This is a genomic window from Viscerimonas tarda (assembly GCF_054601255.1).
The window spans coordinates 40,578-67,278 of sequence record NZ_BAAHWV010000003.1 but is presented as its reverse complement, the minus strand read 5'-3'; the positions used below and the strand labels follow the sequence as shown (position 1 = coordinate 67,278).

Below are 26,701 nucleotides of genomic sequence, written 5' to 3'. Positions count from 1 at the left end.
GTTAATTGAGAGTTGAGAATGCCCCATTCGCGACAGCGGGCTTGCAGCTATTTCGCCCCTACGAAATACGGATAATAAAAACCTCATTCCCGCAATCTCCTATAAACCTCTCTATATTCTAATGACCAAACTAGTTGAAAAAGTTATATCCGATAGAAAAAGCAACCGGCAGTAATGCTTGTTCCATTGTTACGTTAGAGTTATTTTTCAATTCGTTGTATTTGTCCATAAACTTGCTTGAGCGGAAAGGAAACAACAAGTTTATATCAAGTCTGTTACCTCTACGACCGACACGAATACTCAAACCCACTCCCAATGTTACTCCGTATGAGGTTTCGTAGCTGGAGAACGTATGAGAAGAGGAGGTATAAGAATATGCTCCTGGATATTCTGTTTCTAAAACGCCGTTGTAACCATACATCGCCATTAGTTTGGGTGAAACTTTTTTGCCGGGATGTTGTAAATAGCCAAATCCCACATTCCATCCGAGAGACACCAGATTCCATCCGATACCTCCGAACGCACTAAAATGCCTCGTTGGAAAATATTCGAACTTTGCGCCCAGTCCGCCATAGTCCAATCCAAGACCACCCCCAATATATAGGGCTTGATCGTTTTTTAGAGTTGGGGTGGTTGGTACCTGTGCGCCGATACTACCGACCATGGATAACATAACCAGTATTATGCACGCTTTTCCTTTCAATAGTTTCATAGTATAACACATTTAAAGTTATTATTGGCTGCTCTCGCCGACAAGGAGATTGCGGATCAAGTCCGCAATGACAGGGTCTTATATTCTAAAACCTAATCACTTAACCCCCTCTATAATCTCCATCCCCTTCAAAATGGCCTGCTCATTCATGGGCAGCAGGTGGTGGTGGCGTTCGGGCAGGGATTTTTTCAGGCCGAGCATAACATGTTCCAAATCTACTACCGGACAAACTTTCAGGAATCCGCCGAGCACAATCATATTGAATGCTTTGGGGTTGTTTATTTCGGAGGAGGTATTCATCGCCTCTATTTTGTACAGCGAAATATCTTTTCTTTGGGGCGGATTGGGTATGCTGCTGGGGTCGTAAATCAGGATTCCACCCGGTTTTATTGTCGATTCAAATTTCTCGAGGGAAGGCTGATTTAATATAATTGCTATATCAAATTCGTTCACGATGGGCGAACTGATTGGGTCATCGCTGAGGATTACCGTTACGTTGGCCGTACCTCCCCGTTGTTCGGGCCCGTAAGACGGGAACCAGGAGACTTCTTTGTTTTCCATTAATCCCGAATAAGCCAGAATTTTTCCCATGGATAAAATACCTTGCCCGCCGAATCCGGCCATAATTATTTCTTTCGTCATTTTTTCTCTAAGGTTTTTCAACTGTTTTCAAATCGCCAATGGGGTATGCCGGAAACATATTATCTACCATCCATTTATTGGCGTCAACGGGTGTTAATTTCCATCCGGCATTGCAGGTCGATACTATTTCTACAACCGAAGTTCCCTTTTTATTCATCGAATTTTCAAATGCCTGTATCAACATGCGCTTGGCTTTTTTTACTGCAGCGGCTGTGTGCACGCTCTGACGGGTTACCATGCAAACGCCCGGCAGTTGAGCCATCAACTCGGTTATTCTCAAGGGGTAACCGTTTTCCTGTATGTTGCGTCCGTAGGGGGTGGTGGAGGTTTTCATATTCTCCAGCGTGGTCGGCGCCATTTGTCCGCCGGTCATTCCGTAAATACCGTTGTTGATGAAAATAATCACAATATTTTCGCCCCTGTTGGCGGCATGGATTGTTTCGGCCGTACCGATTGCGGCCAAATCGCCGTCGCCCTGATAAGTGAACACCATCTTGTCGGGGTTCAACCTTTTTACGGCAGTGGCTAGCGCCGGTGCGCGTCCGTGTGCGGCTTCCTGCCAGTCAACGTCGATGTAGTTGTACGCGAATACGGCGCAACCTACGGGAGCTATGGCGATGGTTTTGTCGGTAAGCCCCATCTCGTCGATAATTTCAGCTATCAGTTTATGTACAACTCCGTGCGAACAACCCGGGCAATAATGCATCGGCGTGTCGTTCATCAGGCGAGGCTTGGTATATACCAGATTTTCGGGACTTATAATATCTTTATTCATAATTCTTATAGTTAGGCCCCCTCAATCCCCCGTAGGGGGAAGTTTGAAGTCCCCCTACGGGGGATTGAGGGGGCTGTTTTTATATTTTTTTCAACGCTTCCAACACCTCGTTTGGCGTTGGTATAATGCCTCCTAAACGTCCGTAATGTTCAACTTTCACTTTTCCGTTTACTGCGAGGCGAACGTCTTCAATCATTTGTCCGGCGTTCATTTCAACGGTGAGGAATCCTTTTACTTTGGGGGCATAGCTGGCAATTACTTCTGTTGGGAAAGGCCACAAGGTAATGGGGCGGATAATCCCCACTTTCAGGCCTTGTTCGCGAGCCAGGTCTTTTGCCTTCTGGCAAATACGGGCTGCCGAACCGAAAGCCACGAATATATATTCCGCATCTTCGCAGTTTATTTCTTCAACCAGCGCTTCGTTTTCCTCTATTTCCTTGAACTTCTTCTGGAAACGGATGTTATTGCTTTCCATTTGGTACGAATCGAGTTCGAGGGAAGTGATGATATTGGGTTTTCGGTCGGGGGTTCTGCCTAAAGTTGCCCAGGGACATTGTTTCCTGATTTCGTCATCTGTCCTTCGCTTTTTATAGTCGGACAGCTTCACTTTTTCCATCACCTGACCAATCGCTCCGTCTGCCAGTATCATAACCGGAGTGCGGTATTTGAAAGCCAAATCGAAGCCCAGACCCACAAAGTCGGCCATTTCCTGCACCGATGCGGGCGCCAGGGTTATCATCTTGTAGTCGCCGTGTCCTCCTCCTTTTACCGACTGAAAATAATCGGCTTGCGAAGGTTGAATGGTGCCCAAACCGGGTCCGCCGCGCATCACGTTGACCAGCAAACAAGGCAGTTCGCAACCGGCCAAATACGATACGCCTTCCTGCATCAGGCTCATCCCCGGACTGGAAGAAGAGGTCATAACCGCTTTTCCACAAGCAGCGCCGCCATAAACCATGTTGATGGAGGAGGTTTCGCTTTCGGCCTGAAGCACAACCATTCCGGTTGTTTTCCAGGGGGCTTCAAGCATCAATGTTTCCATTATTTCCGATTGAGGCGTAATCGGGTAGCCGAAATAACCATCTGCACCATAGCGTATAGCAGCATGAGCAATGGCTTCGTTTCCTTTCAGTAAGAATATTTCTTCCTGCATATTGTTTTGTTGATTTTAATCTGTTTTTTTTCTATAAATTGTCAGGCAACCATCGGGGCAAACATATCCGCAGTTTGCACAGCCGATACATGCTTCCTCGTTTTTCATATAAACATAGTGGTAACCCTTGTTATTTACTTCTTTGTGGTGCAGTTCCAACACATCGCACGGGCAGGCCGCCACGCACAAGTCGCAACCCTTACAACGCTCGGTATTCACCACCACAGTACCTATTACTTTAGCCATTCTAGTGAAATATTTTTTTTGAGGCTGTAAAGTTACTCTTTTAACTGAAAAGTGGAAAGTGAAAAGAGAAAAATAATTAGAGCAAACGCATGAAAAATTTTACAGCTTATGCCTTTCGGTAAAGTTGCTGATAGGAGCAGGAGATTCCTCCCTTTGGTCGGAATGATGGTCTCCTTTTTGGGAGAGGGGAGTAGGAAGCGGCGGCTTTGCCGCCGCTTCCTCATCCCTTAAACCACCAATGGGCGAGTCATTCCGACCAAAGGGAGGAATCTCATTCGTAACAGTAGTACTAAAATTTTTCATGCGTTTGCCCTGCCGTATTTATTCCCCCTGCCATCCCATTTATAATATTCCCCAAATTTCCCCGTTATTTTAAAATGTGTAACTTAGCGGTTTCAAATGCGAAAATTTGCTGAACAGGGATGACTAAACGATTTGGATTTTTCTTACTGTATATACTGGCTTCTTTTGGTGTGTTTGCTCAATCGGTGAAGGTATCGGGGACGGTGGTCGATTTCGATAACAGGCCGGTTGGCGGCGTGCTTGTTACCCAGAAGGGCAAACTGTTGAATGCTACTTTTACCAATGGCAAGGGCGCTTATCAAATTACGGTTTCGGCCAACGATACGGCGACGCTCGTTTTTTCGATGATGACTTACCAATCTGCCGAGCGGGAGGTTGCTCTTTCGCCCGGACAAAAGGAACTGTCGCTCAACATTATGCTGCGCGAAACGCCCAGGGAACTGGAGGAAGTTACGGTTATCGGCGAACAGCGGCAGGTGAACACCATGGGGAAAATTGACCCTACGAAAATGAAATTGGCTGCCGACCCTTCGGGAGGGAACATTGAGGCCATTATTGCCACCGGGCCGGGCGTGAGTTCTACCAATGAGTTGAGTTCGCAATATTCGGTGCGAGGCGGAAATTACGATGAAAATATTGTGTATGTGAACGGAATAGAGGTTCACCGGCCTTTGCTCATTCGTTCCGGACAACAGGAGGGGCTGAGCTTTATCAACCCCAATATGACGGCGGCGGTGGGCTTTTCGTCGGGTGGATACGATGCTATATATGGCGATAAAATGTCGTCGGTACTGGATATTACCTACAAAAAACCGACCGGATTTGAGGCTTCTGCTATGGCATCCTTGCTTGGCGCCAGCGTATATGTGGGTAGCGCTACCAAAAACTTTACGCAGGTTACGGGCTTGCGTTACAAAACGGCCAAAGCGCTTTTGGGTACGATGGATACCGATGCGGAGTACGACCCCGAATTTATTGATGTGCAAACCTACATGACCTATCAACTCTTGCCGAAATGGGAACTGAGCTTTTTAGGTAATTATTCGGGTAATATATTCAAATTCACGCCTGTAACACGGAGCACCAGTTTTGGCTCACTGGCTGCTGCCAAAAACTTCAAGGTGTATTTCGATGGTTGGGAGGATGATAAATTCCTGACTTCTTTCGGCGCCTTCACCTTGAAAGGGCAGCTAACCGAAAAACTGCAACTGGGACTGCAAACTTCGGCGTTTTCGTCGCACGAAAGGGTGAAATACGATATAAACGGGGAGTATGAACTGACCGATGTGAACCTTGATTCGGGTGGAAGCGAAGGCGAATCGGGTAATTTTCAGGGTGTTGGAACTTATCACGAACACGCCCGCAACAAACTGCAATCGAATGTGCTGAATGTCAGTCATTTTGGCTCGTACAAAGCAAACAGGCATTTGGTCAGGTGGGGACTGGCTATTCAGCAGGAAAAAATCGACGACAAAATAAAAGAATGGGAGACGCGCGACTCGGCAGGCTATTCGTTGCCCTATAACGGACAGGCGGTGAGGGTGTATTCCAATCTTATTTCCAACAATAAAACCAATACAACGCGCTATTCGGGCTACTTGCAGGACACCTATAAGTTTTCTTCGGGAGAGCATCTTTTTTCGTTGAACGTCGGTTTCAGAGGGAGCTACTGGTCGTTCAACGATGAGTTTATATTCAGCCCCCGGGCCTCTATCGGCTACATACTTCCGGGCGATAAGGACATCACGCTTCGTTTTGCGACGGGGGTCTATTATCAGGCGCCGTTTTACAAGGAATATCAACGGCCTGTATCGCGGGATGGCAACGTGTATATGGAACTTAATGAGCATATTAAGTCGCAGAAATCCGTCCATTTTGTATTGGGTGGCGATTACCAGTTCAAGGCCTTGGAAGGCCGCAAATTCAAGTTTACGGGCGAATTGTACTACAAAAATCTCTCCGGTTTGGCGCCCTATACGGTCGATAATGTAAAAATACGCTATACGGGCGAAAATTCGTCTTCGGGTTACATAACAGGGCTGGATACCAAGCTGTTCGGCGAATTTGTTCCGGGTACAGACAGCTGGATCAGTTTCTCCCTGATGAAGGCGCAACAAAAATTGCGAGGGAAGAGTGTGCCGCTCCCAACAGACCAGCGGTACAATATATCCCTGTTTTTTCAGGATTATCTGCCCGGTCGCGAGCGCTTGAAAATGAGCCTGATTGGTCATCTCTCTCACGGTTTGCCTACATCTCCGCCACACAAAGGCTTTGATGAAGTGAACTTTCGCGCGCCGAGCTATCGCCGTGTTGACATGGGATTTTCGTGGGAGTTGCTGGGCGAAGATTATGCCATACGCAAAAGGAGTTCGGTTGTAGGCTCGTTCAAAAATGTGTGGTTGGGAGTCGATATTTTCAATTTGTTCGATATAAGTAACACCAATTCGTATTATTGGGTAACAAATATCTTTAATCATCAATATGCTGTCCCCAACTATCTTACAGGACGACAGTTGAATTTTAGGGTTGTTGCCGATTTTTAAACCCAAAAAGGGGTGTCTCAAAAGTCTGTCATCCCGTGCTTGACACTGGATCTCCTAACAAACATCATCTGGCTGTCAGGAGATCGGCCTGAGCCAATGACAACCTCATAAAAAGACAGCCTCTTAAAACTATATTAAAAATGAAAAAAGAAATTATTTACTTAATGTCTTCCTTTATGTTATTAGCTTCTGGATGTAAAGACAAGAAAGGGGATACAGCTCCTTTGGATAAGGGTTTGGATATAGCAAACCTTGATACGGCCGCCATTCCGGGTGTCGATTTCTTTCGTTACGCAACGGGTGGTTGGGCCGATTCTAATCCTATTCCCGACGAATACAGCCGTTACGGCTCCTTCGATAAGTTGAGGGAAAATAACCAGCAACAGGTGAAAGAACTGATTGAAGAATTGGGCGAAACAACACACGAACAAGGCAGTGTCGCTCAAAAAATAGGCGATTTGTATGTGTCGGGGATGGACAGCATTCGGCTGAATCAGGAGGGCGCTGAGCCGATTAAGGAACAATTGGCTGCCATTAATGCGGCAACCACCGTTGAGGATATTATAAAGTTAACCGGAAAACTTCGTCATTATGCATCTGCTCCTTTTTATGGATTTTATGTGGGCGCGGACGATAAAAACAGCTCGAAAAATATCGCTCATCTTTATCAGGACGGACTGGGATTGGGCGAGCGCGATTACTACATTGAGGACGACCCCAAAGCCAAAGAAATACGGGAGCAATACACAAGGCTTATTGTCAATCAGTTCAGGAATGTGGGTTACGCCGATGCCGATGCCAAAAAGGTGGCGCAAGCCGTACTTAAAGTAGAAACGGCATTGGCCAACGCTCATTTTGAAAAAGAAAAAACACGGATTCCCGAACTGAATTACCACAAATTTAAGATAAACCAACTGAACGATTCCGTTGCCGGATTTCAATGGAATGCGTTCTTTGAGGCTGTTGGCGCTAAAGACTTAACCGAACTGAATGTCTCTCAGGTAGAGCCGGTTGCCGCGGCGGTGAAACTGATTCAAACGGCTCCGATGAACGATTTAAAGGCCTATTTGTCGTGGTGCTTGGTGAATAGTGCGGCCAACTATTTGAGCGACGATTTTGTAAATACCAACTTCGAGTTTTACGGCAGGCAATTGAGTGGCCGAAAAGCGCTTCAACCCAGATGGAAACGCACGGTAAACACCGTCAACGGCGTATTGGGCGAAGAGGTTGGACGGCTTTATGTAGAGAAATATTTCCCGCCTCAGGCCAAAGAACGTATGCTGAATTTGGTGAATAACCTGCGTGTTTCGTTGGCTGAACGGATTGACGGGTTGAAATGGATGAGCAAAGAAACGAAAGGAAAAGCTCACGAAAAATTAAATTCGTTTGCGGTGAAAATAGGCTATCCCGATAAATGGCGGGATTGCTCGGCCTTGAAGATTGTAAAGGAAGACAGTTACTGGGCGAATATTGTACAGGCTTCAAATTTTGAGTTCGCTTTTATGTTGAGCAAATTGGGAAAAGATGTCGATAAAACGGAATGGCTTATGACGCCCCAAACTGTGAATGCCTATTATAATCCCACGACAAATGAAATAACATTTCCGGCAGGCATCCTCCAACCGCCATTCTTTTATATGAATGCCGATGATGCGGTGAATTATGGAGCTATTGGCGTGGTTATCGGCCACGAAATGACGCATGGCTTTGATGATCAGGGACGTAAATACGATAAAAACGGGAATATGCTCGACTGGTGGACACCCGAAGATGCCGAAAAGTTTGAAAAACGTGCGCAGGTGCTACTCGACCACTTCAATAACATCATTGTCATTGATTCTCTTCGTGCCAACGGCGAATACACTTTGGGCGAAAACATCGCAGATTATGGCGGCTTGCAGGTTTCGTACAACGCTTTCGGGAAAACAGCGCAATTTGCAGGAAACGAACAAATAAACGGTTATACGCCTCAGCAACGTTTCTTCCTGGCCTACGCCAATTTGTGGGCAGGAAATATCCGCGATGAAGAAATAGTGAGGTTAACAAAAATAGATACCCATTCGCTGGGAAAATGGCGGGTTAACGGATCCCTGCCCCACATAGATGCCTGGTACGCCGCCTTCGGAATATCGGAAAATGATCCGCTCTATATTCCGAAAGAAAAGCGCGCCTCAATTTGGTAAAATATAATCAATGCTATTGTAGGGGCGAAATATTTTTCGCCCTTTTTTGACGCAACAAATACGAGAAAAGGGCGAAAAATATTTCGCCCCTACGTAATTTATTTCGGTTTCCAACCCAAAACAAATGCCGGATTGCTGTAATTTTTAATAATTGCGGCATCTTTTTTCTTCGTCAGTTGACGCGACAGGGGATGGCGTTCCGAAATGTTTACCGGTTTTCCGTCCAGGGTGGCGCTGTTGTATTCCCAGTAATGGAGGTCGGCGCCATCACCGGCTACATCGCCCCATCCGGCAGGATCGATATTGTCGAGGCGACAGTTGATTAGTACAGCTTCGGCGTAGGGGTAGCCTTTGTTGTTGCTGGGTGCGCGTGCTATGACGGTTTTTTCGCCCTTGCCCAAGAATGTGCAGTTGACAAACACATTGCCGTGGTTTTCGTTCGTATTTCGTACCCACATAAACGGCCCACGACTGCTAAGGGTGCAGTTCTTGAAAAATGCAGCTCCCCGTCCCAATACAGTGTCTCCGCTGCCGTCAATCCGGCATCCTTCCAGATAGGCCGAACCGTTTACCTGCAAGGCATCGCCCGAACCAACAATGTGGACGTTTTTCAAGTAATTCCGCTCACCCATAATCAGCAAACCTTCGGCCTGACCAACCAATGTGGTCATAATTGTGAGGTTCTCGAAGCGCAGGTCGTTGCAATTATCGGCGGCAAAGGCTGCGCGGCGAGAGGGGAATGTACCCGGCCATTCGTTGGTTTTTATGTTGACGGGATGCGGGTTGAACGTTTCGTTGTTGGCATAATGGACAACAACGCCCTCGCGGCTTTCGCCTTTGATGCTCACATGGCTTTTGTTGCGGAAATAGACCAGTTCTTCATAATCGCCATTCTTGATCAGCACTTCCCATTTTTCGGCGCTGAAATCGGGGATAAAATCCATGCATCCCTGTATGGTGTTGAAGTCGCCGACGCCATCGCTGCTCACCGTTAGTTTTCGGCTGCGGCTATCCGGCGCATTGCTTTTTGTGGCGAAAGTCCATTCATGCGCTCCGATTCCGTGGAAATCGCCTGCTGGGGTAGTTATAACACCGTCATCTATCGTTACATAATACTGTTTACCGTATTCGAGCAGGTTGTTATGGGGGTAAATGGTCGCCGTATTATCTTTAATAATTACCGGATGAAAATGAAATCCATCGGTAAAATGGCCGATAATGGTCAGTTGATAAACCACAGTATCGGGTAAGGCGGCCCCCGAAGGAGTTCCCGGAATGGTATTGGCATTGGTGTAATTGGAGCTTTCGTAGGTGTAGGGCGTTGGGGTGTAAATGGCCTTGCTTTTTCTCACCGGATCGGGTTCGGATGGCCCTGCCGGAATGCTGAGGTCGAGGCTGTCGGCCTGTTTTCCGGTGGCGGCATCAACTATGCGTATCACACCCTTGTTGCCAAGCAAAGGCTTGTCTTTGAAAGTGATAACGAGGTGTGTGTCAGGATTTACATCCTGTTTTCCGTTGGCAGGAGATAAAATAGCGCTGCTGTTCTGGGCCTTCATTCCGAAAGAAGAGGCGGTTAACAGTATCAGCGCAAAAAAGAAAGAATGTTTCATGGTGTTTGTTTCTATTTAAGTGATTTCTCGATTAATGAATGTCAAATTTACTAATTATTCCGAAATAGCCGATTATTATAGCCGTTTTTTGACAGTGCAAACCTTGAAAATTTTTACGGCTTAAAATTGTTGATATGAACAGGAGCTTCCTCCCTTTGGTCGGAATGACTGTCTCCTTTTTGGGAGAAGGGAGTAGGAAGTGGCGGCGAAGCCCCTCCAAACCTCCCCGTAGGGGAGGCTTTTGAAATCCCCCCTACGGGGGGTGGGGGGGCTTAGGGAGGAATCTCATCCGTAATAGTGGTTCTAAAAAATTTCAAGGTTTGCCCTGCATTTTTTGACGTATCTTACAAACAGTTTAAAAATGAGAGATATTTTTGAAAACTTTTGATTTATAAAGCGCTATTATCGCGATAGATTTTATAACTTTGCGAACCTATAAAAAGTTACTGTATAAACATAAATATGCTTCACGAAAAGAAAATTAAAACAGCTTTGGTTTCGGTCTATCACAAGGATGGACTGGAAGAGATTATTTTAAAATTGAAAGGTTTAGGTGTTCGCTTCATATCGACTGGCGGAACACGGGAGTTTATCGAATCGTTGGGATGCGAATGTAGCGCCGTAGAAAATATTACGGGCTATCCTTCTATTTTAGGCGGACGGGTTAAAACGCTGCATCCGCAGATATTCGGCGGTATTCTGGCTCGCAGGGAAGTGGAGGAAGATCAAAAGCAAGTAAAAGCCTATGCTATCTCGGAAATAGATTTGGTGATTGTTGATCTCTATCCCTTTAAGGAAACGGTGGCTTCGGGCGCAGAAGAAAAAGACATTATTGAAAAAATTGATATAGGAGGCATTTCTTTAATCAGGGCTGCCGCCAAAAACTACAAAGACGTGGTTATTGTTGCCTCAAAAGACCAGTACAAGCCGCTTTTGGATAGCTTGACGGAGAAAGAAGGGCTTACCACTCTTCCCGAAAGACGCTGGTTTGCGAAGGAAGCCTTTGGCGTATCGTCGAGCTACGATACAGCTATATTCAATTACATGGACGACAATGAAGGCTCTGCTTTCCGGTTTGCCGAAGATGGCCCGGCGGTTCTTCGTTATGGTGAAAATCCGCATCAAAAAGGAATCTATTACGGCAATTTTGCGGAACTTTTCGACCAGTTGCATGGCCGCGAAATTTCGTACAACAACTTGCTCGATATAGATTCGGCTGTCAGCCTGATTTCGGATTTCGATGATACGACTGTTGCCATATTGAAGCACAACAATGCCTGTGGTATTGCCTCTCGCGATACAGTTACTCAGGCATGGAAAGACGCATTGGCGGGCGATCCGGTTTCGGCTTTCGGCGGTATTATTGTGTCGAACAGGAACATTGATAAAGCTGCTGCCGAAGAAATTAATACGATATTCTTCGAGATAGTGATAGCTCCTTCTTACGACGAAGATGCGCTTGAAGTATTGAAACAGAAAAAGAACAGAATTATATTGCTGCAAAAGGATACAATAAAAAGCAAGATACAATTCCGCTCGTTGCTGAATGGAGTTCTTCTTCAGGACAAGGATTTGAGTACCCAGACAGCACAGGATTTGAAGCTGGTAACAAATCGCCCGCTCCAAAACACCGAAGAGGAAGATTTGCTGTTTGCCAATAAACTGGTGAAGCATACCAAATCGAATGCCATTATTCTGGTTAAAAACAAACAGTTGTGTGCAGGTGGAACCGGCCAAACATCGCGTGTGGACGCTTTGAGGCAAGCCATTGAAAAGGCAAATACCTTTGGCTTCGACTTGCAGGGCTCGGTAATGGCTTCGGATGCCTTTTTCCCTTTCCCCGACTGTGTAGAAATAGCAGGAGATGCAGGTATTACGGCAGTTATACAACCGGGCGGTTCGATTAAAGACGAATTGTCGGTTAATTACTGTAACGAGCACAATATATCTATGGTAATGACCGGAATACGTCATTTCAAACATTAAAGAAAATTTATATAAATAAACTAGATTATGGGACTATTTTCCTTCACACAAGAAATAGCAATGGATTTGGGTACGGCAAACACCATTATCATCAGTAATGGAAAGATTGTTGTTGACGAACCTTCTATTGTAGCATTGGAAAGGCGTTCGGACAGGGTTATTGCCGTTGGTACGAAAGCACAGCAAATGCATGGGAAAACGCATGAAGATATACGGACAATCCGCCCGTTGAGGGATGGAGTAATTGCAGATTTTACGGCGGCGGAGCAAATGATTCGCGGCATGATAAAAATGATAAATAACAAAAACCGCTTGTTTTCGCCTCAGTTGAGGATAGTTGTGTGTATTCCATCGGGTAGCACCGAAGTGGAACGCCGCGCTATACGCGACTCGGCAGAACATGCAGGCGGGCGCGATGTATATTTGATTTATGAACCAATGGCCGCCGCCCTGGGTATCGGCCTCGATGTGGAATTGCCCGAAGGCAACATGATTGTGGACATAGGTGGTGGTACTACCGAAATTGCAGTTATATCGCTGGGCGGGATTGTATCGAATAAATCAATCAAAATAGCCGGAGACGATTTGACGGAAGATATTCAGGAATACATGGGACGCCAGCACAACATCAAAGTAGGAGAACGTACTGCCGAAATGATAAAAATTGCTGTCGGTTCGGCATTGACGGAACTATCTGACGAAGAAGTGCCCGAAGAATTTGTTGTACATGGGCCAAACAGAATGACTTCGTTGCCGATGGACATTCCGATTGCCTATCAGGAAATAGCGCATTGCCTCGATAAATCTATCTCGAAGATGGATTCGGCCATACTTAGCGCGCTGGAACAAACACCGCCCGAATTGTACGCCGATATTGTGAAAAATGGTATTTACCTGACCGGAGGAGGCGCTTTGCTCAGAGGTTTGAACCGGCGTTTCTCCGAAAAAATAGGCATCCAGTTCCATGTGGCGGAAGACCCGCTGCACGCAGTAGCTAAAGGTACAGGTATTGCTTTGAACAACATCGATAAATTCAATTTCTTGATGAGACAATAATTAATTAGCAAATTCAGACTACATGCATAATCTGATTACTTTCTTGATAAAAAATGTAAGCTGGTTTCTTTTCATTTTACTTGAAATAATTAGTTTTTTGTTTGTATTCAATTCCAATTCTTATCAGCGGAGCGTTTTTTTTAATACCTCTAACGAGTTGGCTGGAAGAATTTATGCTGTTTCGGGAGAAGTCTCGTCGTTCTTCGGCCTCCGACAGAGCAACGAGGAGTTGCTGCTACAAAATGCAGCGCTTCAGCAGCAAGTATTTGAATTAGAGAGTTATATCGAATCGCTGCATTCGGATTCACTGAAGACGGTGGCCTTTTTGCCCGATTCGGGACGGGAGAGTGAATATGCATATATAGTGGCTCATGTAGTAAACAACAGTGTTTCGCGCATCGAGAACTATATTATGATAAACAAAGGAAAAAACGATGGGATAAAACCCGAAATGGGTGTTGTGTCGAAAGACGGGATAGTTGGTTTTGTGCGGACTGTTTCGCCCAATTACGCGCTCGTTCAGTCGGTATTGAATCCTAAAACCCAGTTAAACTGTAAGATAAAGTCTTCAAACGTTTCCACCACCTTGGTTTGGGACGGCGAAGACCCACGGTATGCCGATTTAAAAGACTTTCCGCGATACGAACATTTTGAACAGGGGGATACGGCCATTACAAGCGGCGTGTCGAAATTTTTTCCCGAAGGATTTATCGTGGGGACGATAGAAGATTATAAGTCTCAGAAAGATGATAACTTTCTGACCTTGAGGGTGAAACTGGCAGCCGATTTTAGCACGCTGAATAATGTGCTTGTCATAAATAATTATCGGCGCCGGGAACTTATTGAATTGAAAGAGGAGGTTGGCATTGAGTAGTAGCGGAGTCATAAAGCAGCTGTTTTTGTTCATAGCCTTGGTTTTATTGCAAGTGCTTGTCCTGAACCGTATCTCTTTACTGGGGTACGCAACGCCATTCCTTTATATCTATTTTATCATTAAACTTCCGGTTACCGTTAACCGGAACATCGTTATTCTGCTTGGATTTATTCTGGGGCTAAGCATTGATATTTTTTGTAACACAATGGGTTTGAATGCCGTGGCAACAACTTTTATCGCCTTTATGCGCCTGCCCATTCAGAAACTTTTTTTCGGCAGAGACGATTTCGAGCATTTGAATCTCAATTTATCGGCATTGGGCAGTACGTTTGTGAAGTATATTGTTGCCATGGTACTCTTGCATCATATTGTATTGGTACTTGTCGAAACATTCTCATACTCCGATATTATCACCACCTTGCTGAGGATATTTCTTTCGGCCGTTCTGACATTTATTTTTATATTTGCACTAGAGGGTTTATCGCTTAAAACTAAAAATGTGTGATAAAAGACAGGTTGGCTTTTGAAAAAAGAAAGTTTGTAATAGGCGGAATAGCTGTTGGCATCGTATTGATTCTACTTATTCAACTATTCAATTTGCAGATTCTGAAAAATGAATACAAAGATTCTGCGAACAGCAATGCTTTTTATAAAAAAATACTGTATCCGGCGCGAGGTACCATATCGGACCGAAACGACAAATTGCTGGTCTATAATCAGCCGACTTATGATGTTGTGTATATTCCGCGCGAGGTAGAACCATTTGATACACTGGACTTTTGCAATATTCTCGGAATAACGAAAGAGCAGATGCAGAAACGTATCAGGGACATAAAAAACAAGAAACTGAATCCCGGATACTCTCCCTATACCTTGCAAACTTTTATGACGCAACTCACGATGCAGGAATATGGATTGCTGCAAGAGAATCTGTATAAATTCAGGGGCTTCGATATTCAGAATAAGGCTCTGCGCCAATATAGCTACAAAAATGCCGCCCATGTGCTTGGATATGTTGCCGAGGTGAATAAATCTCAGATTGAAGCGGACGACTACTATATGCGGGGCGATTATGCCGGCAAATCGGGCGTTGAAAATTCGTACGAAAATCTGCTGCGTGGCGAGAAAGGAGTCGAAATACTTTTACGCGATGCTCACGGACGTATTCAAGGAAAATATGAGGAAGGGGTTCATGATAAGTCGCCCACCTCGGGTAAGAACCTGAAGCTGGCGATTGATGTTGATTTACAGGCTTATGGCGAATACCTTATGCGAAACAAGATAGGCAGTATTGTGATGATTGAACCCGAAACCGGTGAAATACTCTGTCTGGTTACATCGCCGACTTATGATCCGGCTGTGTTATTGGGACGCGATTTTGGAGTCAATTATAAAGTACTGGAAAAAGATGCTTCAAAACCGCTCTTCAACCGTGCCATACAAGGTATGTATCCTCCCGGATCGACTTTTAAACCGACACAAGCGCTCATTTTTTTGCAGGAAAATGTTATTACGCCCGAAACAGCCTATTCCTGTGCAAATGGCTATCCGCCCGGTGGTGGAAGGCCTAAGTGCCACTCACATTTTTCGCCCATACCTTTGGAAGCCGCCATTGCAACCTCGTGCAACTCCTATTTTTGTTATGGCCTGAATGCCATGTTGAGCAACAGGAGTAAAAAGTATAAGGATATTTCCGATGCTTTCGACAAGTGGAAAAATTATATGGTGGCGATGGGCTATGGCTACAAATTGGGTGTGGACTTGCCCTCGGAAAAGAGGGGCTTTATCCCTAACAGTCAGTATTATACAAATGCATTTGGACGAAGCTGGTCGGCGCCGAATATTATATCTATTGCCATTGGGCAGGGAGAAATTACAGCAACACCCATCCAAATTGCCAATTTGGGCGCTACGATTGCCAATAGAGGCTACTTCCATGTTCCGCATATTGTGAAAGAAGTTCAGGATACACCTTTGGATACGAGCTTTACCAATAGAAAATATACCGGTATTAAAACCGAATATTACGAGTCGGTTGTTCGCGGTATGGCCAATGCCGTAACCGGAGGTACTTGTCGCGGAACGAACTTAATGCCTGATTTTGAGGTCTGTGGAAAAACAGGGACAGCTCAAAACCCGCATGGCCGCGACCACTCTATTTTCATGGGTTTTGCCCCGAAAGACCATCCGAAAGTCGCCATATCCGTGATGGTAGAGAATGGCGGTTTTGGTGCGACTTATGCCGTTCCGATAGGCCGGTTGATGTTTCAGAAATACCTGAAAGGGGAAGTCCCCGCTTCGGACGCATACATAGAAGAGCGAATAGCCAATGCCGTTATTTTGCCCAATATGTTTGTACCGGTTCTCAAAAAAATAGCGGCGCCCGAACCGGAAGTTGTGGCTGCCGATTCGCAGCAAGAGGTTTTGTAACAGACGTGGCACGCCACGTCTCTACAAGGAGCTTGTTTGTACGGGCGCGATTAATCGCGCCCCTACGGAACCTTGAACTTTGAACTTGAAACTAATTATACTTAATAGTGAGAAGTAGAATTGATGATAATATAAAAGGAAGTGTTGATTGGGTAATCGTATTGCTCTATCTTGTTTTGGTAGTTTGTGGCTGGTTCAGCATATACGGGGCTAGCTACGAATACGGAGATGTGAGAAATATGTACGATTTGTCCACACGCAGCGGGATGCAACTTGTTTGGATGGGAACATCTGTGGCTCTGGCTTTTATATTGCTTAAACTGGATAGCAACCTGTATGATATTACCGCCTATTTTATCTATGGCTTCTCTATTTCCCTGCTTCTTCTGACGGTATTTATTGCTCCCGATATAAAGGGCTCGCGCTCGTGGATTGTAATAACCGATTCGATACGTTTGCAGCCTGCCGAGTTTGCAAAATTTGCCGTAGCATTGGCTTTAGCTAGATTTATGAATAGCTATAATTTTAAATTGATGACCGCCAAAAACTTTGTAATAATTGTTGCTCTGATTCTACTTCCGATGTTGCTGATATTCGCGCAAAAAGAAACCGGTTCGGCGCTTGTTTACACGGTATTTATTCTGGCCTTATACAGGGAAGGTCTTCCGGGTATCATCCTTTTATCAGGGGTTTCGGCAATTGTGCTGTTTGTAATCGGGCTGAAATATTCGGACGTTGATATGGGTATGCTCAGCTTGGGTGAATTTATTTCGGCCATCATTGTGATACTTGTCTCCACAGGGCTTATTGCCAGCTTCAAAAAAGTTTATCGAATAGCATTTATTCTAGTTCTTGCATTAGGTGGTATATTTACAATTGCCTACTTTGTATCGAAGTTTAGTGTGCCGGTCAATTGGGGATTGCTTGCTATTTGTTTGTTTGGCGCATTTGTTGTTTTCTTATTGGTTATGGCTGTCAGATATTGGTCGGGAACATACCTCTATATCGCTGTTTTTGCCATAGTTAGTATTGGATACGTAACATCGGTGAGCTATGTTTTTTCGGACATAATGCAACCCCATCAACAGATGAGGATAAAAGTTTCGTTGGGTATGGAGGACGACCTGATGGGAGCCGGTTACAATGTAAACCAATCGAAAATAGCTATTGGCTCAGGCGGATTGACCGGTAAAGGCTTTTTGAATGGCACTCAAACCAAACTGAAATACGTGCCCGAACAGGACACCGACTTTATATTTTGCACCATAGGAGAGGAGCATGGTTTTGTAGGCTCGTCGGTTATTCTATTGCTGTTCCTGATTCTGATTCTCCGCTTGATTTATCTGGCCGAACGGCAGAAGAATACCTTTGGCAGGGTGTATGGCTATTGTGTGGCTTCTGTTTTCTTATTCCACTTAACTATAAATATAGGTATGGTTATTGGCTTGTTGCCTGTGATAGGGATTCCTTTGCCATTTTTTAGCTATGGCGGCTCCTCTCTCTGGGGATTTACAATCCTGCTGTTTATCTTCCTCCGTATTGATATGTATAGGAAGAGGAGATAGTAGAATAAGTAAAGAGGAAACCTCGATTATCTTTATTCTCATGGAGTTTACATAAATCACCGAAGGGAATCTAAATCATTTTCAATATCCACTAATGTTGGACTTTCTTCATAGGTAGAGATAATGACAAGATTATACAATGAAGACAAAGCCGTATAGGCTTCATTGAGGCTATTTGAAAAAGCACAGAATATCACGGGGTTATTACCCAAAGTATTAAATATAGACAATTCAAAACCGACACCTTCAACTATATCTTCAATTTTTTCAATAGTAATAAAACCAGAAGGTAGTATTGTTTGAAAACTATCTTCACTACGTTCTTCCCAATTAATTCTGCGTTCACTTGTCTTATTCGTTAATTTCTCTACGAATTTTTTTTCTTTATCTGTCATATAATTTATTTTTTAGTTCACCATTTATACCATTGATACTTACTGATATATCTTGTAAATGCTTGATCATATTAGACTTTGATTTATCACTTATCTTGTTCTTGTTCGTATTTATTGATTTTATATCAGCAGATAAAGAGCTTATATACATTTGAAATACACTTTCATCCTCCTCATACTTTCCTATTTCTTTATTGCTCTTAAATTCAATTAAATATCTCTGTAAATCATTCATTCTCGAGCAAGCCAATTTATAGCTATTGTTTATAAGATGATTTTGAATTTCCTTTATATATAAATCGGCTCTTGTTAGGTCGGAAGCGGTCAATCTTTCATTGGCTTGTTGCAACGATTTTTCAACTTCTTCTTTGGTTGAATTACTTACCTCCTCTACACTTTTAATTTGTAAGAAAGTTAAAATTATTCCACTCAAAGAAAGAATTGATCCAACAATACCTACAATATTAATTCTTGTCCTATCCCATTCACTTATAAAGAGATAGTATATGGTACAAAAAAGGATAACATCTACTAATAGAATAATGTATATTGCTTTCTTTCTATAAAATATCATATTCGTAAAGACTACTAAATACACAAAAATAATAAAACTATCGCAATTCTCAAAAGATGGCTTCCAATTTTTTTTACATACTCATCCTCGCATACGGAGCAGCATCCATCGGGCAAAACTCGCAGTTCAGGTATTTGTAGTAGCCCGAAATGGCTACCATGGCGGCATTATCGGTAGTGTAACCGAATTTGGGGATGTAAATATTCCAGCCAAAACGCTCGCTATGCTTCTCAAAGGCTTCCCGAAGGCCGGAATTTGCCGATACGCCTCCTGCAACGGCCAACTCTTTTATGTTCAGATCTTTTGCTGCTTTGCGCAGTTTTTCCATCAATATGTCGATAATTGTTTGTTGCAGCGATGCACACAGGTCAGCCTTGTTTTTCTCGATGAAATCGGGGTTTTTCTTCAATTCGTCCCGCAACAGGTACAGAAAAGAGGTTTTTAATCCGCTGAAACTATAATCGTAGCCCTGAATATGAGGTTTATTCAATTTGAACTTTGAGGCATTGCCGGTCTTAGCCAGTTTATCGACTACGGGGCCGCCGGGATAGGGTAAACCCATTACTTTGGCGCATTTGTCGAATGCCTCGCCTGCGGCATCGTCAATTGTCCGGCCAATGATTTCCATCTCCTTGGGGGACTTCACCAGCACAATCTGCGAATTTCCACCCGATACCAGCAAGCACAGGAACGGAAACGCAGGCGGTGCACTCTCAACACCTTTTTCCCTGATAAAGTGAGCCAATACATGCGCCTGAAGGTGGTTCACATCAACCATCGGAACGTTGAGCGCCGTTGAAAAGCCCTTGGCAAAAGACGTTCCCACGAGCAGCGAACCCAGCAATCCGGGACCGCGGGTAAATGCGATGGCGTTTATCTCAGTTTTATCAATACCCGCCTGCTTCAACGCTTCGCTCACCACCGGAATAATGTTTTGCTGGTGCGCTCTGGAAGCCAGTTCGGGAACAACTCCCCCGTAGCTTTCGTGCACCTTCTGGCTGGCGATAATGTTCGACAGCAAAACCCCGTCCTGTATAACCGCCGCCGCCGTATCGTCGCAAGAAGACTCTATGCCCAAAATTGTAATCATACGCTGTAATTTGACTGCAAATTTACGAAAATAACCTTGGAAGTTCAAGGTTCAAAGTTCAAAGTTCAAGGTTTCGTAACCATCGCCCTTTTGGTGTAAACTGTCAAAACCTCATTCACACCTAATTTACCTCACAAAACAACCTTCACTTTGAGCCCTGGATTTACAACACAGGCCACATTTATCTATAAAATAAAAGAATGATTGATTGTTGTTTGAAAATTAATCCGTAATTTTGAGGAGTTTTCAAATTGAAATAAGTATGAGAAAGCAAATTGCAATATTTTATCAAAGTTTCCTTTATTTTTTCGGTTTAGCGGAAAATCCGTTATCGGATATTCTTATGAATCCGAGAAGCGATGCGGAAAGTCTTCGTGGAGATTGGTTCAAAATTGGTAATGACATAAGGAAGTCGTATGAAGTTGGAAAAGAAGCAGTCCGTTAATGTAGCGGTGCAACATCAGGCTTACTCTGGGCCTATTCCCGATCCTGAATCGTTGGCGAAATACGAAACTATTCAGTCTGGCTTTGCCGAACGTATTATGCGTATGGCCGAGGATGAAGCCGCCCACCGGCGTAAAAACGAAATTATGCTGACAAAGAATATAGTCAGGATGGCGACTTTGGGAGTTAATATTTGCTTTTCTTTCTGTAATATTGTTTTGTGGATTGATATTGTATGCATTAACGCAAGGATTTAGCTTAGCTACGCTAGGAATTGCTATCGGCGCCATTGCTTCCGTTGCAGGCCTATTCATTATCTTTAAATCTAAAAAGCATAACTCGAAGGAATTAAATCCGTTGAAAAATAGTAGAAGCCTTTCAAAAGGGCTTTTTTTATTTAACCATAGCTTGCAAATATATTCATTATTTTCGCCACTTACGTATTCTTCACTTTTCACTTTTAGTTTTTCACTTTTATCCCCTACCTTTGCAACAATTATAGATTGGAATACGATTATGAATAACATGGAAAATCTGCCGACTCAAATTAGCGCGAGGCGTTTTGCCAATTTAATTTTGGACATTGGGACGTTTCTAACGGCGTCGGGTGCGCATTGTGGCCGGATAAACAGCAATATAAAGCGGATTGCCGGGAAATGGAATTTTGAAGTCGATATGCAACCTACATTCCGGGGCTTGCTTGTTTCGGTAAAAAACCTGAATGATGCCGGCGACAATGTTACTTTATACAGGGAATCGCCGCCGCACAACGTCCGCCTCGCTGTTATAACGGATGTCAGCCAGTTATCGTGGCAGGTATTGGAGGATGACTTAACGATAGACGAAACCGAGGAAAAATTCAGCGCCATCAGGCACAAATCCGGCTACAATACCTGGATTATATCGCTGGCGGTTGCGGTTTCGTGTGCGGGCTTGTGCCTTTTTTCGCTGGGGGATATATGCAACGCCGGAGTTGCCTTTATAGCCGCTTTTACCGGTTCAATCGTCCGGTATAAAATAGCCCGGATGAACTTCAACCCGATGATTTCAATCGCCATAGCGGCCTCCATCACCACCATGATAGCCGGATTGGGTTCGCTGCTCAATATTGGCGAGAATCCACAGGCGGCAATGGCTACGGCTGTGCTCTACCTTATTCCGGGCGTACCGCTCATCAATTGTGTCATCGACCTCATCGAAGGCTATCTTTCGTCGGCCATGAACAGGGCTTTATTTGCAGGATTCATATTGCTGTGTATTGCCGCCGGAATGACATTGAGCATTACGCTAATGGGTATTAACAACTTCAATTAATTAACAATGAACGATTTAGTATTAGCAGTCGCTAAGGATTTTAGCATAGCATTTATAGTAGCCGTTTGCTGGGGCGTGCTTTTCGGAGCGCCTAAAAAAATACTGTGGGTAGCCGGTTTATTGGGGGGATTGGGACATTGCATCCGCTTCATACTCATTCAGTGCGATTGTGGACTGATTACCGCCACCTTGACAGGCTCCGTTATAATTGGTCTGACCGGAATTTTTGCAGCACACCATGTGCATAACCCGCCTGTGGTGTTCACAATGCCTGCCTGCATTACCATGATTCCCGGCATGTTTGCCTACCGCACCATGCTGGCCGGCATAAAATTAACCGACACGCAAAGCATTGCCGAAGACCCCAATCTGCTCATCAACATGTTTCACAACTTTATGCTGACGGCATCGCTGCTCTTCACGCTGGCAATCGGAATCAGTATCGGCGCCTTGCTGTTCCGCAAGTCCAGCACCAAAGATATTTCTTTCAGCAAAACACTGAAGAGAGTAGTTGGATTGAATTGAGAATTGTAGAGGCGCGATTAATCGCGCCCTTACGGAACCTGAAGGGCGAATAACGATTCGCCCCTACATTTTATCCTTAATACTTCTTTTCGCCGTTAATGACTACATTTTTCAGCCTGAAATCTTTGATGTATCCGGTGTGAATCTCGGACGAGTTTGTTGCTTTGAGATTCAGGTTCTCGAATGTGAAATTCGACAGCTTGTATTGCTCGGAGTTGCTGACATTGAAAAGCGTACTACACTCAAAGTTAATGTTGCGCAGGGTTATGTTGCTCGAATAAGACATTGGTATCTCCGTTTGGCCTTTCAAATCGAAGAATTGCGTCCAGGGCTGAATATACAAAAAGTTGGTTGCATTGCCTGTAATATCTTCGAGCAAAATATATTCATAATTCTGCGGCGTATCGGGACGCATTTTCAACCAAAGCAAACGTTGCGCCTTATTCACCTGAATCCGGCGAAGTATAATATTGCGATCGTGTATCGATTCGCTGCCACAAGTCAGGGCGCCATGGCAGAATCCGTAGGTGCAGTCTTCGATTATTATGTTCTTGTTGGCTCCGTTGTTCTCGTCCTTATCGGCAGTAGGACCCTTGCCACCCTTCAGTGCTATGGCATCGTCATTAACCGACAGGTAGCAGTTCTTAACAAGCACATTCGTACACACATCTATATCAATGGCATCCGAACTGGGCGCTTTTACCGGCGCACTTGGCGAATAAATATAAAGGTTCAGGAGCTTCACATTCTCGCATTTGTAGAGATGGGTCGTCCAGAAAGGCGAATTAATCAACTTCACGCCCGAAATCTGAACATCTTTGCTGTTTGATATATACACCAAACGGGGACGTAATTCGTCCATATTGGTACAATTGGAAATAACTTTTCTCCGTAACCAGAACGATTTCCAGTAGCGAAGCCCGTTTCCGTTCAGCGTACCTTTGCCCGAAATGGTAAATCCGTTCACATTGTCGGCATTCACCAAGGCCGCAAAATAGTTGAGCGTCTGCCCTTCGATGCGCGTTTTGACAATGCTGAAATTGCTAATATCGTCGCTACCCTTCAACGTAGCGCCTTCTTCCAAATGGAGATGCGTATTTGGCTTGAAAAAAAGCGAGCCGCTGAGGAAAGTTCCCTGAGGAATAACGATAACACCCCCACCCGACCCGGATGCCTTATCAATAACGGCTTGTATCTGCTCCGTCTGGATAACAGTACTGTCGTTGACTACATTATAATCGGTAATTCGGAAACTTTTGCCCAATGTTTTTATATTGGTCTCCTTTATTTGCCGGAACCAATCGGGAATAGGCGTTCCATCAGGAAATAAATCTTGCTTCTGTGCCATCACATTCAGTTGGAACAAGATAGCAAATGCAAGCGCTGAAATTTTAAAAATGTTTTTCTTCATGGTAAAAAAGTGTTTGTTGATGCAAAAATAGAACAATATAATGGTTAGTAGTTAGTGATTGGTGGTTAATAAAAACGAAAAATAATAGTTAATGGTTAATGGGAAATTAAGGATTAGAATATGCTGTTCCTTCACATATACAATTCCCAATAATCCCTTGGATTTATGATTGTTGTATCCTTGTAACTGGACATTGTAAAATCATTCGTATTGCCCGTAATGAGATATTCGGCACGGCTGATGTCTGCTAATTCCAAAAGTTTGTTGTCGTCTGCGTCCTTTATAATGTCTAACGCAAGTAGCTCAGTACATATTCTGCTCTAAAAACAAAGTCATTGTATCTGCTGAACTTGGGGCGATTCAATACATCAACGTATTCCTGCATCAACGCATCGGAGAGACAAAACTTGAAACGTGTTCGTAGAGGATATAGTATGGGTAGCTTCGCTGTATCAGCGCCGAAACAATAACATTAGTGTCAACGATTATCTTAGTCATCGCTTGTTTCTAACGCTTTGCACTTCATCCGAAATTTCATCCATACTGATAGATGATAATCCATACATATCAGCTATTTGAATGGTTTTGTCAAGCGCCTGACGGGATAATCGCCTTTCAATGATGTCAAGAAATTCGGAGAAAGAGAAGCTATCTTTTGTCAATCCAAACGAATCGTATTCGATATTGGAAATAGAGACATTCAATGTTTTCATATTCTTGTTCTTTTTAAATCTACTACAAAGATAGAAAATAATAAAGAATTGAGAATGATAAGTGCAGGAATATGTAGGGCATTTTACTGATTATGCCTTTCGGTAAAGTTGCTGATATGAGCAGGAGATTCCTCCTTTTGGTCGGAATGACTGTCTCCTTTTGGGGAGAGGGGATGAGGAAGTGGCGGCTTCGCCGCCACTTCCTCATCCCTTGAACCACTAACAGGCGAGTCATTCCGACCAAAGGGAGGAATCTCATCCGTAATAAGTGGTTCTAAAAATTTTCATGCGTTTGCTTTAACAGGAATATGTTGTCTTTGCGTTTCATTCTCAATTCTCAACTCTCAATTCTCAATTCAAACAGTTATCCCCATCTTCTTCATCAGGAAGCAGGCATTCATGTTTTGCGCAATGCCTTCCCTCACTTGGTACGAAAAAGAGAGATGATTGTCCACAATATCGGCCTCGAAGCAATAATCTTTTACGTGTTGCGGAAATTCATCTTCCAGTTTTCCCAGCATCAGGTCGTGGGTGGCAATGATGCCGGTACCGTTCAGTCGCAGCAACTGCCTCATCAGGGCCAGCGAGCCTTTTTGCTTATCCTCCGAATTGGTTCCTTTCAGGATTTCATCGAGAATAATAAACAATTCTTCTCCGGCTTGCAAGCGGTCGATAATCATTTTCAACCGCTTCAATTCGGCGAAAAAGTACGATTCGTTATCGGCCAGGGAATCGGCTGTCCGGAGGTTGGTAACCAGCTGGCAGGGATTAAAGCTGAGCGACTCGGCGCAGACCGGCATTCCGGTACAGGCTAGCAGGTGATTGATGCCTATTGTCCTCAAATAGGTACTTTTTCCGGCCATATTCGCCCCCGTAATAACCCGAAAACAGGGTTTTGAAAGCATCTGCACATCATTGCGAACGCACACATCGCGGTGTATCAGCGGATGACCAAGTTTTTTCCCCTCAAACACAAACGATTCCGACACTTCGGGGTAAATGTAGCCGGGGTGATTGTAGGCAAATACCGCCATTGATATAAGCGCATCGAAGCGGGCAAGCGCACCGAACCAGTTGTTAATATCATTTTTGTGCTGTTGCAGCCATTTTTCTATTTGCAAGGCATAGCGCACATTCCACAACAAAACCGGATTGAGAAACAAAATAACCGGAAAAGTGGCCGACAGACCCAGATTATTGTGGCAGGATTTCAACTGCGCAATAGCCCGGGAGGCTTTGTGTACGCCATTCAGTTCCTGCTGATTCTGCCTTAAAAGTTGGGCTTTAAAATCTTCATTCTCCAAAATCTCAAAAAGGCGGGAATAGGTGTCGAGCATTGCTGTTTTTTTATCGAAAACGCCGAACAGCTTCATGCTTTTCTTCATCGGAATAGAGCTGAAAACAAGCAGGATAATCCACAGATACAAAAACGAAGTCCCCACAACAATGCCCGACAGGTAAAATGCGCCCAACAATACATACAATGCCGGAACCGCATAAATCATAGCCGCCCAGAACTTACTCCCATAAAAATACGGGGCTTGCGAAAACGAAGCTAAGAAATCCTGCCGGTTGAAGCTACCGGCATCCATCATCTGCCCCGTTGTTCGGAAGTGAGCCAGCAACCTGGGCTTAGCCGCCAATTCTTTAATGCCATCCTGCCGGTGGAGTATGCTTTGCTTGTCGCCCAAAGGAAACGAGAGGGCATTTGCCAGGTAATCTTTTCCGAACGAAGTAACCGTCCGGTTCAGCGATTGAAAAAACGAGCGGTTGCCGAACAAATCCAAATCGAGGCTAAAGCTGTGCCCCTGTTCTATTTTTTCGGGTGCACCGTCAAAAGCCGAGAAATCGTAGTCGATGCCCTTCAGCTCGTTTTCGGCGTTTCGTACCTGAATCTCGGCATACAATCGTCTCTTGTACAGGCGATTATGGTACAGCATCAATGCCGCAAAAACAACTGCCGTAGCGCCCATACCGGCAACAACAGCCGGCGTGTTGCCCCATGCGCCATATACCACCACAATACCAATCAACACAACCAGCAGACGCAGCGTGCCCGTATTAAAGATCCGCTTCTTCAATTCGGCATATTTCAGCCGTTCTTTTTCTATTATCTTCGCGTAGAAGTCTTTTACTTCGGTCAAATTCATTCTTGTT

25 protein-coding genes are annotated in these 26,701 nt (G+C 44.4%); 12 read left to right on the top strand and 13 right to left on the bottom strand.

The window, feature by feature from the left end:
* Positions 1-130 precede the first annotated feature (130 nt).
* The 6 genes from ACYPWY_RS01950 to ACYPWY_RS01925 all read right to left on the bottom strand — a co-directional run bounded on the left by ACYPWY_RS01950 (position 131) and on the right by ACYPWY_RS01925 (position 3,831).
* On the bottom strand, positions 131-712 hold the full coding sequence (locus tag ACYPWY_RS01950) for a hypothetical protein (RefSeq protein ID WP_459683727.1): 582 nt from the start codon (positions 710-712) through the stop codon (positions 131-133).
* A gap of 96 nt (positions 713-808) precedes the next feature.
* Positions 809-1,354 carry a 2-oxoacid:acceptor oxidoreductase family protein gene (locus tag ACYPWY_RS01945; protein ID WP_459683726.1) on the bottom strand — a complete coding sequence of 182 codons (546 nt, stop codon included), beginning with the start codon at positions 1,352-1,354 and terminating at the stop codon, positions 809-811.
* Between the two features lie 7 nt (positions 1,355-1,361).
* Positions 1,362-2,129: a thiamine pyrophosphate-dependent enzyme gene (locus ACYPWY_RS01940; RefSeq protein WP_459683725.1), complete on the bottom strand. Its 768-nt coding sequence runs from the start codon at positions 2,127-2,129 to the stop codon at positions 1,362-1,364.
* Between the two features lie 79 nt (positions 2,130-2,208).
* The gene (locus ACYPWY_RS01935; protein WP_459683723.1) at positions 2,209-3,282 is read right to left on the bottom strand and encodes a 3-methyl-2-oxobutanoate dehydrogenase subunit VorB; all 1,074 of its coding nucleotides are present in this window, start codon (positions 3,280-3,282) and stop codon (positions 2,209-2,211) included.
* A gap of 15 nt (positions 3,283-3,297) precedes the next feature.
* Complete coding sequence (locus tag ACYPWY_RS01930) at positions 3,298-3,528, bottom strand: 4Fe-4S dicluster domain-containing protein (protein ID WP_459683721.1); 231 nt, start codon at positions 3,526-3,528, stop codon at positions 3,298-3,300.
* Between the two features lie 99 nt (positions 3,529-3,627).
* Positions 3,628-3,831 carry a hypothetical protein gene (locus ACYPWY_RS01925; protein ID WP_459683719.1) on the bottom strand — a complete coding sequence of 68 codons (204 nt, stop codon included), beginning with the start codon at positions 3,829-3,831 and terminating at the stop codon, positions 3,628-3,630.
* Between the two features lie 119 nt (positions 3,832-3,950).
* Between ACYPWY_RS01925 and ACYPWY_RS01920 the strand changes: the two genes are divergently transcribed.
* Together ACYPWY_RS01920 and ACYPWY_RS01915 are read left to right on the top strand one after the other, a co-directional pair.
* Positions 3,951-6,374, top strand: a complete 2,424-nt coding sequence (locus tag ACYPWY_RS01920; RefSeq protein ID WP_459683717.1) for a TonB-dependent receptor — start codon at positions 3,951-3,953, stop codon at positions 6,372-6,374.
* A gap of 140 nt (positions 6,375-6,514) precedes the next feature.
* A complete protein-coding gene (locus tag ACYPWY_RS01915; protein WP_459683715.1) occupies positions 6,515-8,557 on the top strand; it encodes a M13 family metallopeptidase in 2,043 nt (680 codons plus the stop codon).
* Positions 8,558-8,655: 98 nt separating this feature from the next.
* Here ACYPWY_RS01915 and ACYPWY_RS01910 read toward each other — a convergent pair whose 3' ends face one another.
* Positions 8,656-10,167 carry a pectinesterase family protein gene (locus ACYPWY_RS01910; RefSeq protein ID WP_459683713.1) on the bottom strand — a complete coding sequence of 504 codons (1,512 nt, stop codon included), beginning with the start codon at positions 10,165-10,167 and terminating at the stop codon, positions 8,656-8,658.
* Between the two features lie 462 nt (positions 10,168-10,629).
* Here ACYPWY_RS01910 and purH point away from each other — a divergent pair, with 462 nt between their 5' ends.
* From purH to rodA, 6 genes are all read left to right on the top strand, one after another.
* Positions 10,630-12,153 (top strand): bifunctional phosphoribosylaminoimidazolecarboxamide formyltransferase/IMP cyclohydrolase, encoded by a 1,524-nt coding sequence (gene purH, locus ACYPWY_RS01905; RefSeq protein WP_459683711.1) that lies wholly within the window; start codon positions 10,630-10,632, stop codon positions 12,151-12,153.
* A 27-nt stretch (positions 12,154-12,180) separates the two neighbouring features.
* Positions 12,181-13,209 (top strand): rod shape-determining protein, encoded by a 1,029-nt coding sequence (locus ACYPWY_RS01900; protein ID WP_459683709.1) that lies wholly within the window; start codon positions 12,181-12,183, stop codon positions 13,207-13,209.
* A 22-nt stretch (positions 13,210-13,231) separates the two neighbouring features.
* Positions 13,232-14,083, top strand: a complete 852-nt coding sequence (mreC, locus tag ACYPWY_RS01895; protein WP_459683707.1) for a rod shape-determining protein MreC — start codon at positions 13,232-13,234, stop codon at positions 14,081-14,083.
* A complete protein-coding gene (mreD, locus tag ACYPWY_RS01890; RefSeq protein WP_459683705.1) occupies positions 14,076-14,588 on the top strand; it encodes a rod shape-determining protein MreD in 513 nt (170 codons plus the stop codon). The genes mreC and mreD overlap by 8 nt, the downstream gene beginning before the upstream one ends.
* Positions 14,585-16,513: a penicillin-binding protein 2 gene (gene mrdA, locus ACYPWY_RS01885; RefSeq protein ID WP_459683704.1), complete on the top strand. Its 1,929-nt coding sequence runs from the start codon at positions 14,585-14,587 to the stop codon at positions 16,511-16,513. The genes mreD and mrdA overlap by 4 nt, the downstream gene beginning before the upstream one ends.
* Positions 16,514-16,620: 107 nt before the next feature.
* Positions 16,621-18,078, top strand: a complete 1,458-nt coding sequence (gene rodA / locus ACYPWY_RS01880) for a rod shape-determining protein RodA (protein WP_459683703.1) — start codon at positions 16,621-16,623, stop codon at positions 18,076-18,078.
* Between the two features lie 56 nt (positions 18,079-18,134).
* Here the strand turns inward: rodA and ACYPWY_RS01875 are convergent, their stop codons facing one another.
* The 3 genes from ACYPWY_RS01875 to tsaD form a co-directional block, all read right to left on the bottom strand.
* Positions 18,135-18,473: a hypothetical protein gene (locus ACYPWY_RS01875; protein ID WP_459683702.1), complete on the bottom strand. Its 339-nt coding sequence runs from the start codon at positions 18,471-18,473 to the stop codon at positions 18,135-18,137.
* Positions 18,463-19,047 carry a hypothetical protein gene (locus ACYPWY_RS01870; protein WP_459683700.1) on the bottom strand — a complete coding sequence of 195 codons (585 nt, stop codon included), beginning with the start codon at positions 19,045-19,047 and terminating at the stop codon, positions 18,463-18,465. The genes ACYPWY_RS01875 and ACYPWY_RS01870 overlap by 11 nt, the downstream gene beginning before the upstream one ends.
* A gap of 73 nt (positions 19,048-19,120) precedes the next feature.
* Entirely contained in the window at positions 19,121-20,137 is a 1,017-nt protein-coding gene (tsaD, locus tag ACYPWY_RS01865; RefSeq protein WP_459683699.1) for a tRNA (adenosine(37)-N6)-threonylcarbamoyltransferase complex transferase subunit TsaD, read from the bottom strand.
* 262 nt (positions 20,138-20,399) lie between these two features.
* Between tsaD and ACYPWY_RS01860 the strand changes: the two genes are divergently transcribed.
* The 4 genes from ACYPWY_RS01860 (at position 20,400) to ACYPWY_RS01845 (ending at position 22,420) form a co-directional block, all read left to right on the top strand.
* The gene (locus ACYPWY_RS01860; RefSeq protein WP_459683697.1) at positions 20,400-20,582 is read left to right on the top strand and encodes a hypothetical protein; all 183 of its coding nucleotides are present in this window, start codon (positions 20,400-20,402) and stop codon (positions 20,580-20,582) included.
* Positions 20,554-20,838, top strand: a complete 285-nt coding sequence (locus ACYPWY_RS01855; protein WP_459683696.1) for a DUF2335 domain-containing protein — start codon at positions 20,554-20,556, stop codon at positions 20,836-20,838. The genes ACYPWY_RS01860 and ACYPWY_RS01855 overlap by 29 nt, the downstream gene beginning before the upstream one ends.
* 259 nt (positions 20,839-21,097) lie before the next feature.
* Complete coding sequence (locus ACYPWY_RS01850) at positions 21,098-21,895, top strand: threonine/serine exporter family protein (RefSeq protein WP_459683694.1); 798 nt, start codon at positions 21,098-21,100, stop codon at positions 21,893-21,895.
* Between the two features lie 6 nt (positions 21,896-21,901).
* On the top strand, positions 21,902-22,420 hold the full coding sequence (locus tag ACYPWY_RS01845) for a threonine/serine exporter family protein (RefSeq protein WP_459683692.1): 519 nt from the start codon (positions 21,902-21,904) through the stop codon (positions 22,418-22,420).
* Positions 22,421-22,496: 76 nt separating this feature from the next.
* On the opposite strand, the gene ACYPWY_RS01840 is transcribed toward ACYPWY_RS01845, so the two are convergent.
* The 3 genes from ACYPWY_RS01840 to ACYPWY_RS01830 all read right to left on the bottom strand — a co-directional run bounded on the left by ACYPWY_RS01840 (position 22,497) and on the right by ACYPWY_RS01830 (position 26,694).
* Complete coding sequence (locus tag ACYPWY_RS01840; RefSeq protein ID WP_459683691.1) at positions 22,497-23,831, bottom strand: rhamnogalacturonidase; 1,335 nt, start codon at positions 23,829-23,831, stop codon at positions 22,497-22,499.
* Between the two features lie 494 nt (positions 23,832-24,325).
* A complete protein-coding gene (locus ACYPWY_RS01835) occupies positions 24,326-24,544 on the bottom strand; it encodes a hypothetical protein (protein WP_459683689.1) in 219 nt (72 codons plus the stop codon).
* A gap of 356 nt (positions 24,545-24,900) precedes the next feature.
* Positions 24,901-26,694, bottom strand: coding sequence for a MutS-related protein (locus ACYPWY_RS01830; RefSeq protein ID WP_459683687.1), 1,794 nt, complete (start codon positions 26,692-26,694; stop codon positions 24,901-24,903).
* Positions 26,695-26,701 lie beyond the last annotated feature (7 nt).

Bases quoted from the DNA above. Each gene is read 5' to 3' on its own strand.
- ACYPWY_RS01950 (WP_459683727.1), bottom strand. From the start codon at position 712: ATGAAACTATTGAAAGGAAAAGCGTGCATAATACTGGTTATGTTATCC.
- ACYPWY_RS01945 (WP_459683726.1), bottom strand. From the start codon at position 1,354: ATGACGAAAGAAATAATTATGGCCGGATTCGGCGGGCAAGGTATTTTA.
- ACYPWY_RS01940 (WP_459683725.1), bottom strand. From the start codon at position 2,129: ATGAATAAAGATATTATAAGTCCCGAAAATCTGGTATATACCAAGCCT.
- ACYPWY_RS01935 (WP_459683723.1), bottom strand. From the start codon at position 3,282: ATGCAGGAAGAAATATTCTTACTGAAAGGAAACGAAGCCATTGCTCAT.
- ACYPWY_RS01930 (WP_459683721.1), bottom strand. From the start codon at position 3,528: ATGGCTAAAGTAATAGGTACTGTGGTGGTGAATACCGAGCGTTGTAAG.
- ACYPWY_RS01925 (WP_459683719.1), bottom strand. From the start codon at position 3,831: ATGAAAAATTTTAGTACTACTGTTACGAATGAGATTCCTCCCTTTGGT.
- ACYPWY_RS01920 (WP_459683717.1), top strand. From the start codon at position 3,951: ATGACTAAACGATTTGGATTTTTCTTACTGTATATACTGGCTTCTTTT.
- ACYPWY_RS01915 (WP_459683715.1), top strand. From the start codon at position 6,515: ATGAAAAAAGAAATTATTTACTTAATGTCTTCCTTTATGTTATTAGCT.
- ACYPWY_RS01910 (WP_459683713.1), bottom strand. From the start codon at position 10,167: ATGAAACATTCTTTCTTTTTTGCGCTGATACTGTTAACCGCCTCTTCT.
- purH (WP_459683711.1), top strand. From the start codon at position 10,630: ATGCTTCACGAAAAGAAAATTAAAACAGCTTTGGTTTCGGTCTATCAC.
- ACYPWY_RS01900 (WP_459683709.1), top strand. From the start codon at position 12,181: ATGGGACTATTTTCCTTCACACAAGAAATAGCAATGGATTTGGGTACG.
- mreC (WP_459683707.1), top strand. From the start codon at position 13,232: ATGCATAATCTGATTACTTTCTTGATAAAAAATGTAAGCTGGTTTCTT.
- ACYPWY_RS01875 (WP_459683702.1), bottom strand. From the start codon at position 18,473: ATGACAGATAAAGAAAAAAAATTCGTAGAGAAATTAACGAATAAGACA.
- ACYPWY_RS01870 (WP_459683700.1), bottom strand. From the start codon at position 19,047: ATGATATTTTATAGAAAGAAAGCAATATACATTATTCTATTAGTAGAT.
- tsaD (WP_459683699.1), bottom strand. From the start codon at position 20,137: ATGATTACAATTTTGGGCATAGAGTCTTCTTGCGACGATACGGCGGCG.
- ACYPWY_RS01860 (WP_459683697.1), top strand. From the start codon at position 20,400: ATGAGAAAGCAAATTGCAATATTTTATCAAAGTTTCCTTTATTTTTTC.
- ACYPWY_RS01855 (WP_459683696.1), top strand. From the start codon at position 20,554: ATGAAGTTGGAAAAGAAGCAGTCCGTTAATGTAGCGGTGCAACATCAG.
- ACYPWY_RS01850 (WP_459683694.1), top strand. From the start codon at position 21,098: ATGAATAACATGGAAAATCTGCCGACTCAAATTAGCGCGAGGCGTTTT.
- ACYPWY_RS01845 (WP_459683692.1), top strand. From the start codon at position 21,902: ATGAACGATTTAGTATTAGCAGTCGCTAAGGATTTTAGCATAGCATTT.
- ACYPWY_RS01840 (WP_459683691.1), bottom strand. From the start codon at position 23,831: ATGAAGAAAAACATTTTTAAAATTTCAGCGCTTGCATTTGCTATCTTG.
- ACYPWY_RS01835 (WP_459683689.1), bottom strand. From the start codon at position 24,544: ATGAAAACATTGAATGTCTCTATTTCCAATATCGAATACGATTCGTTT.
- ACYPWY_RS01830 (WP_459683687.1), bottom strand. From the start codon at position 26,694: ATGAATTTGACCGAAGTAAAAGACTTCTACGCGAAGATAATAGAAAAA.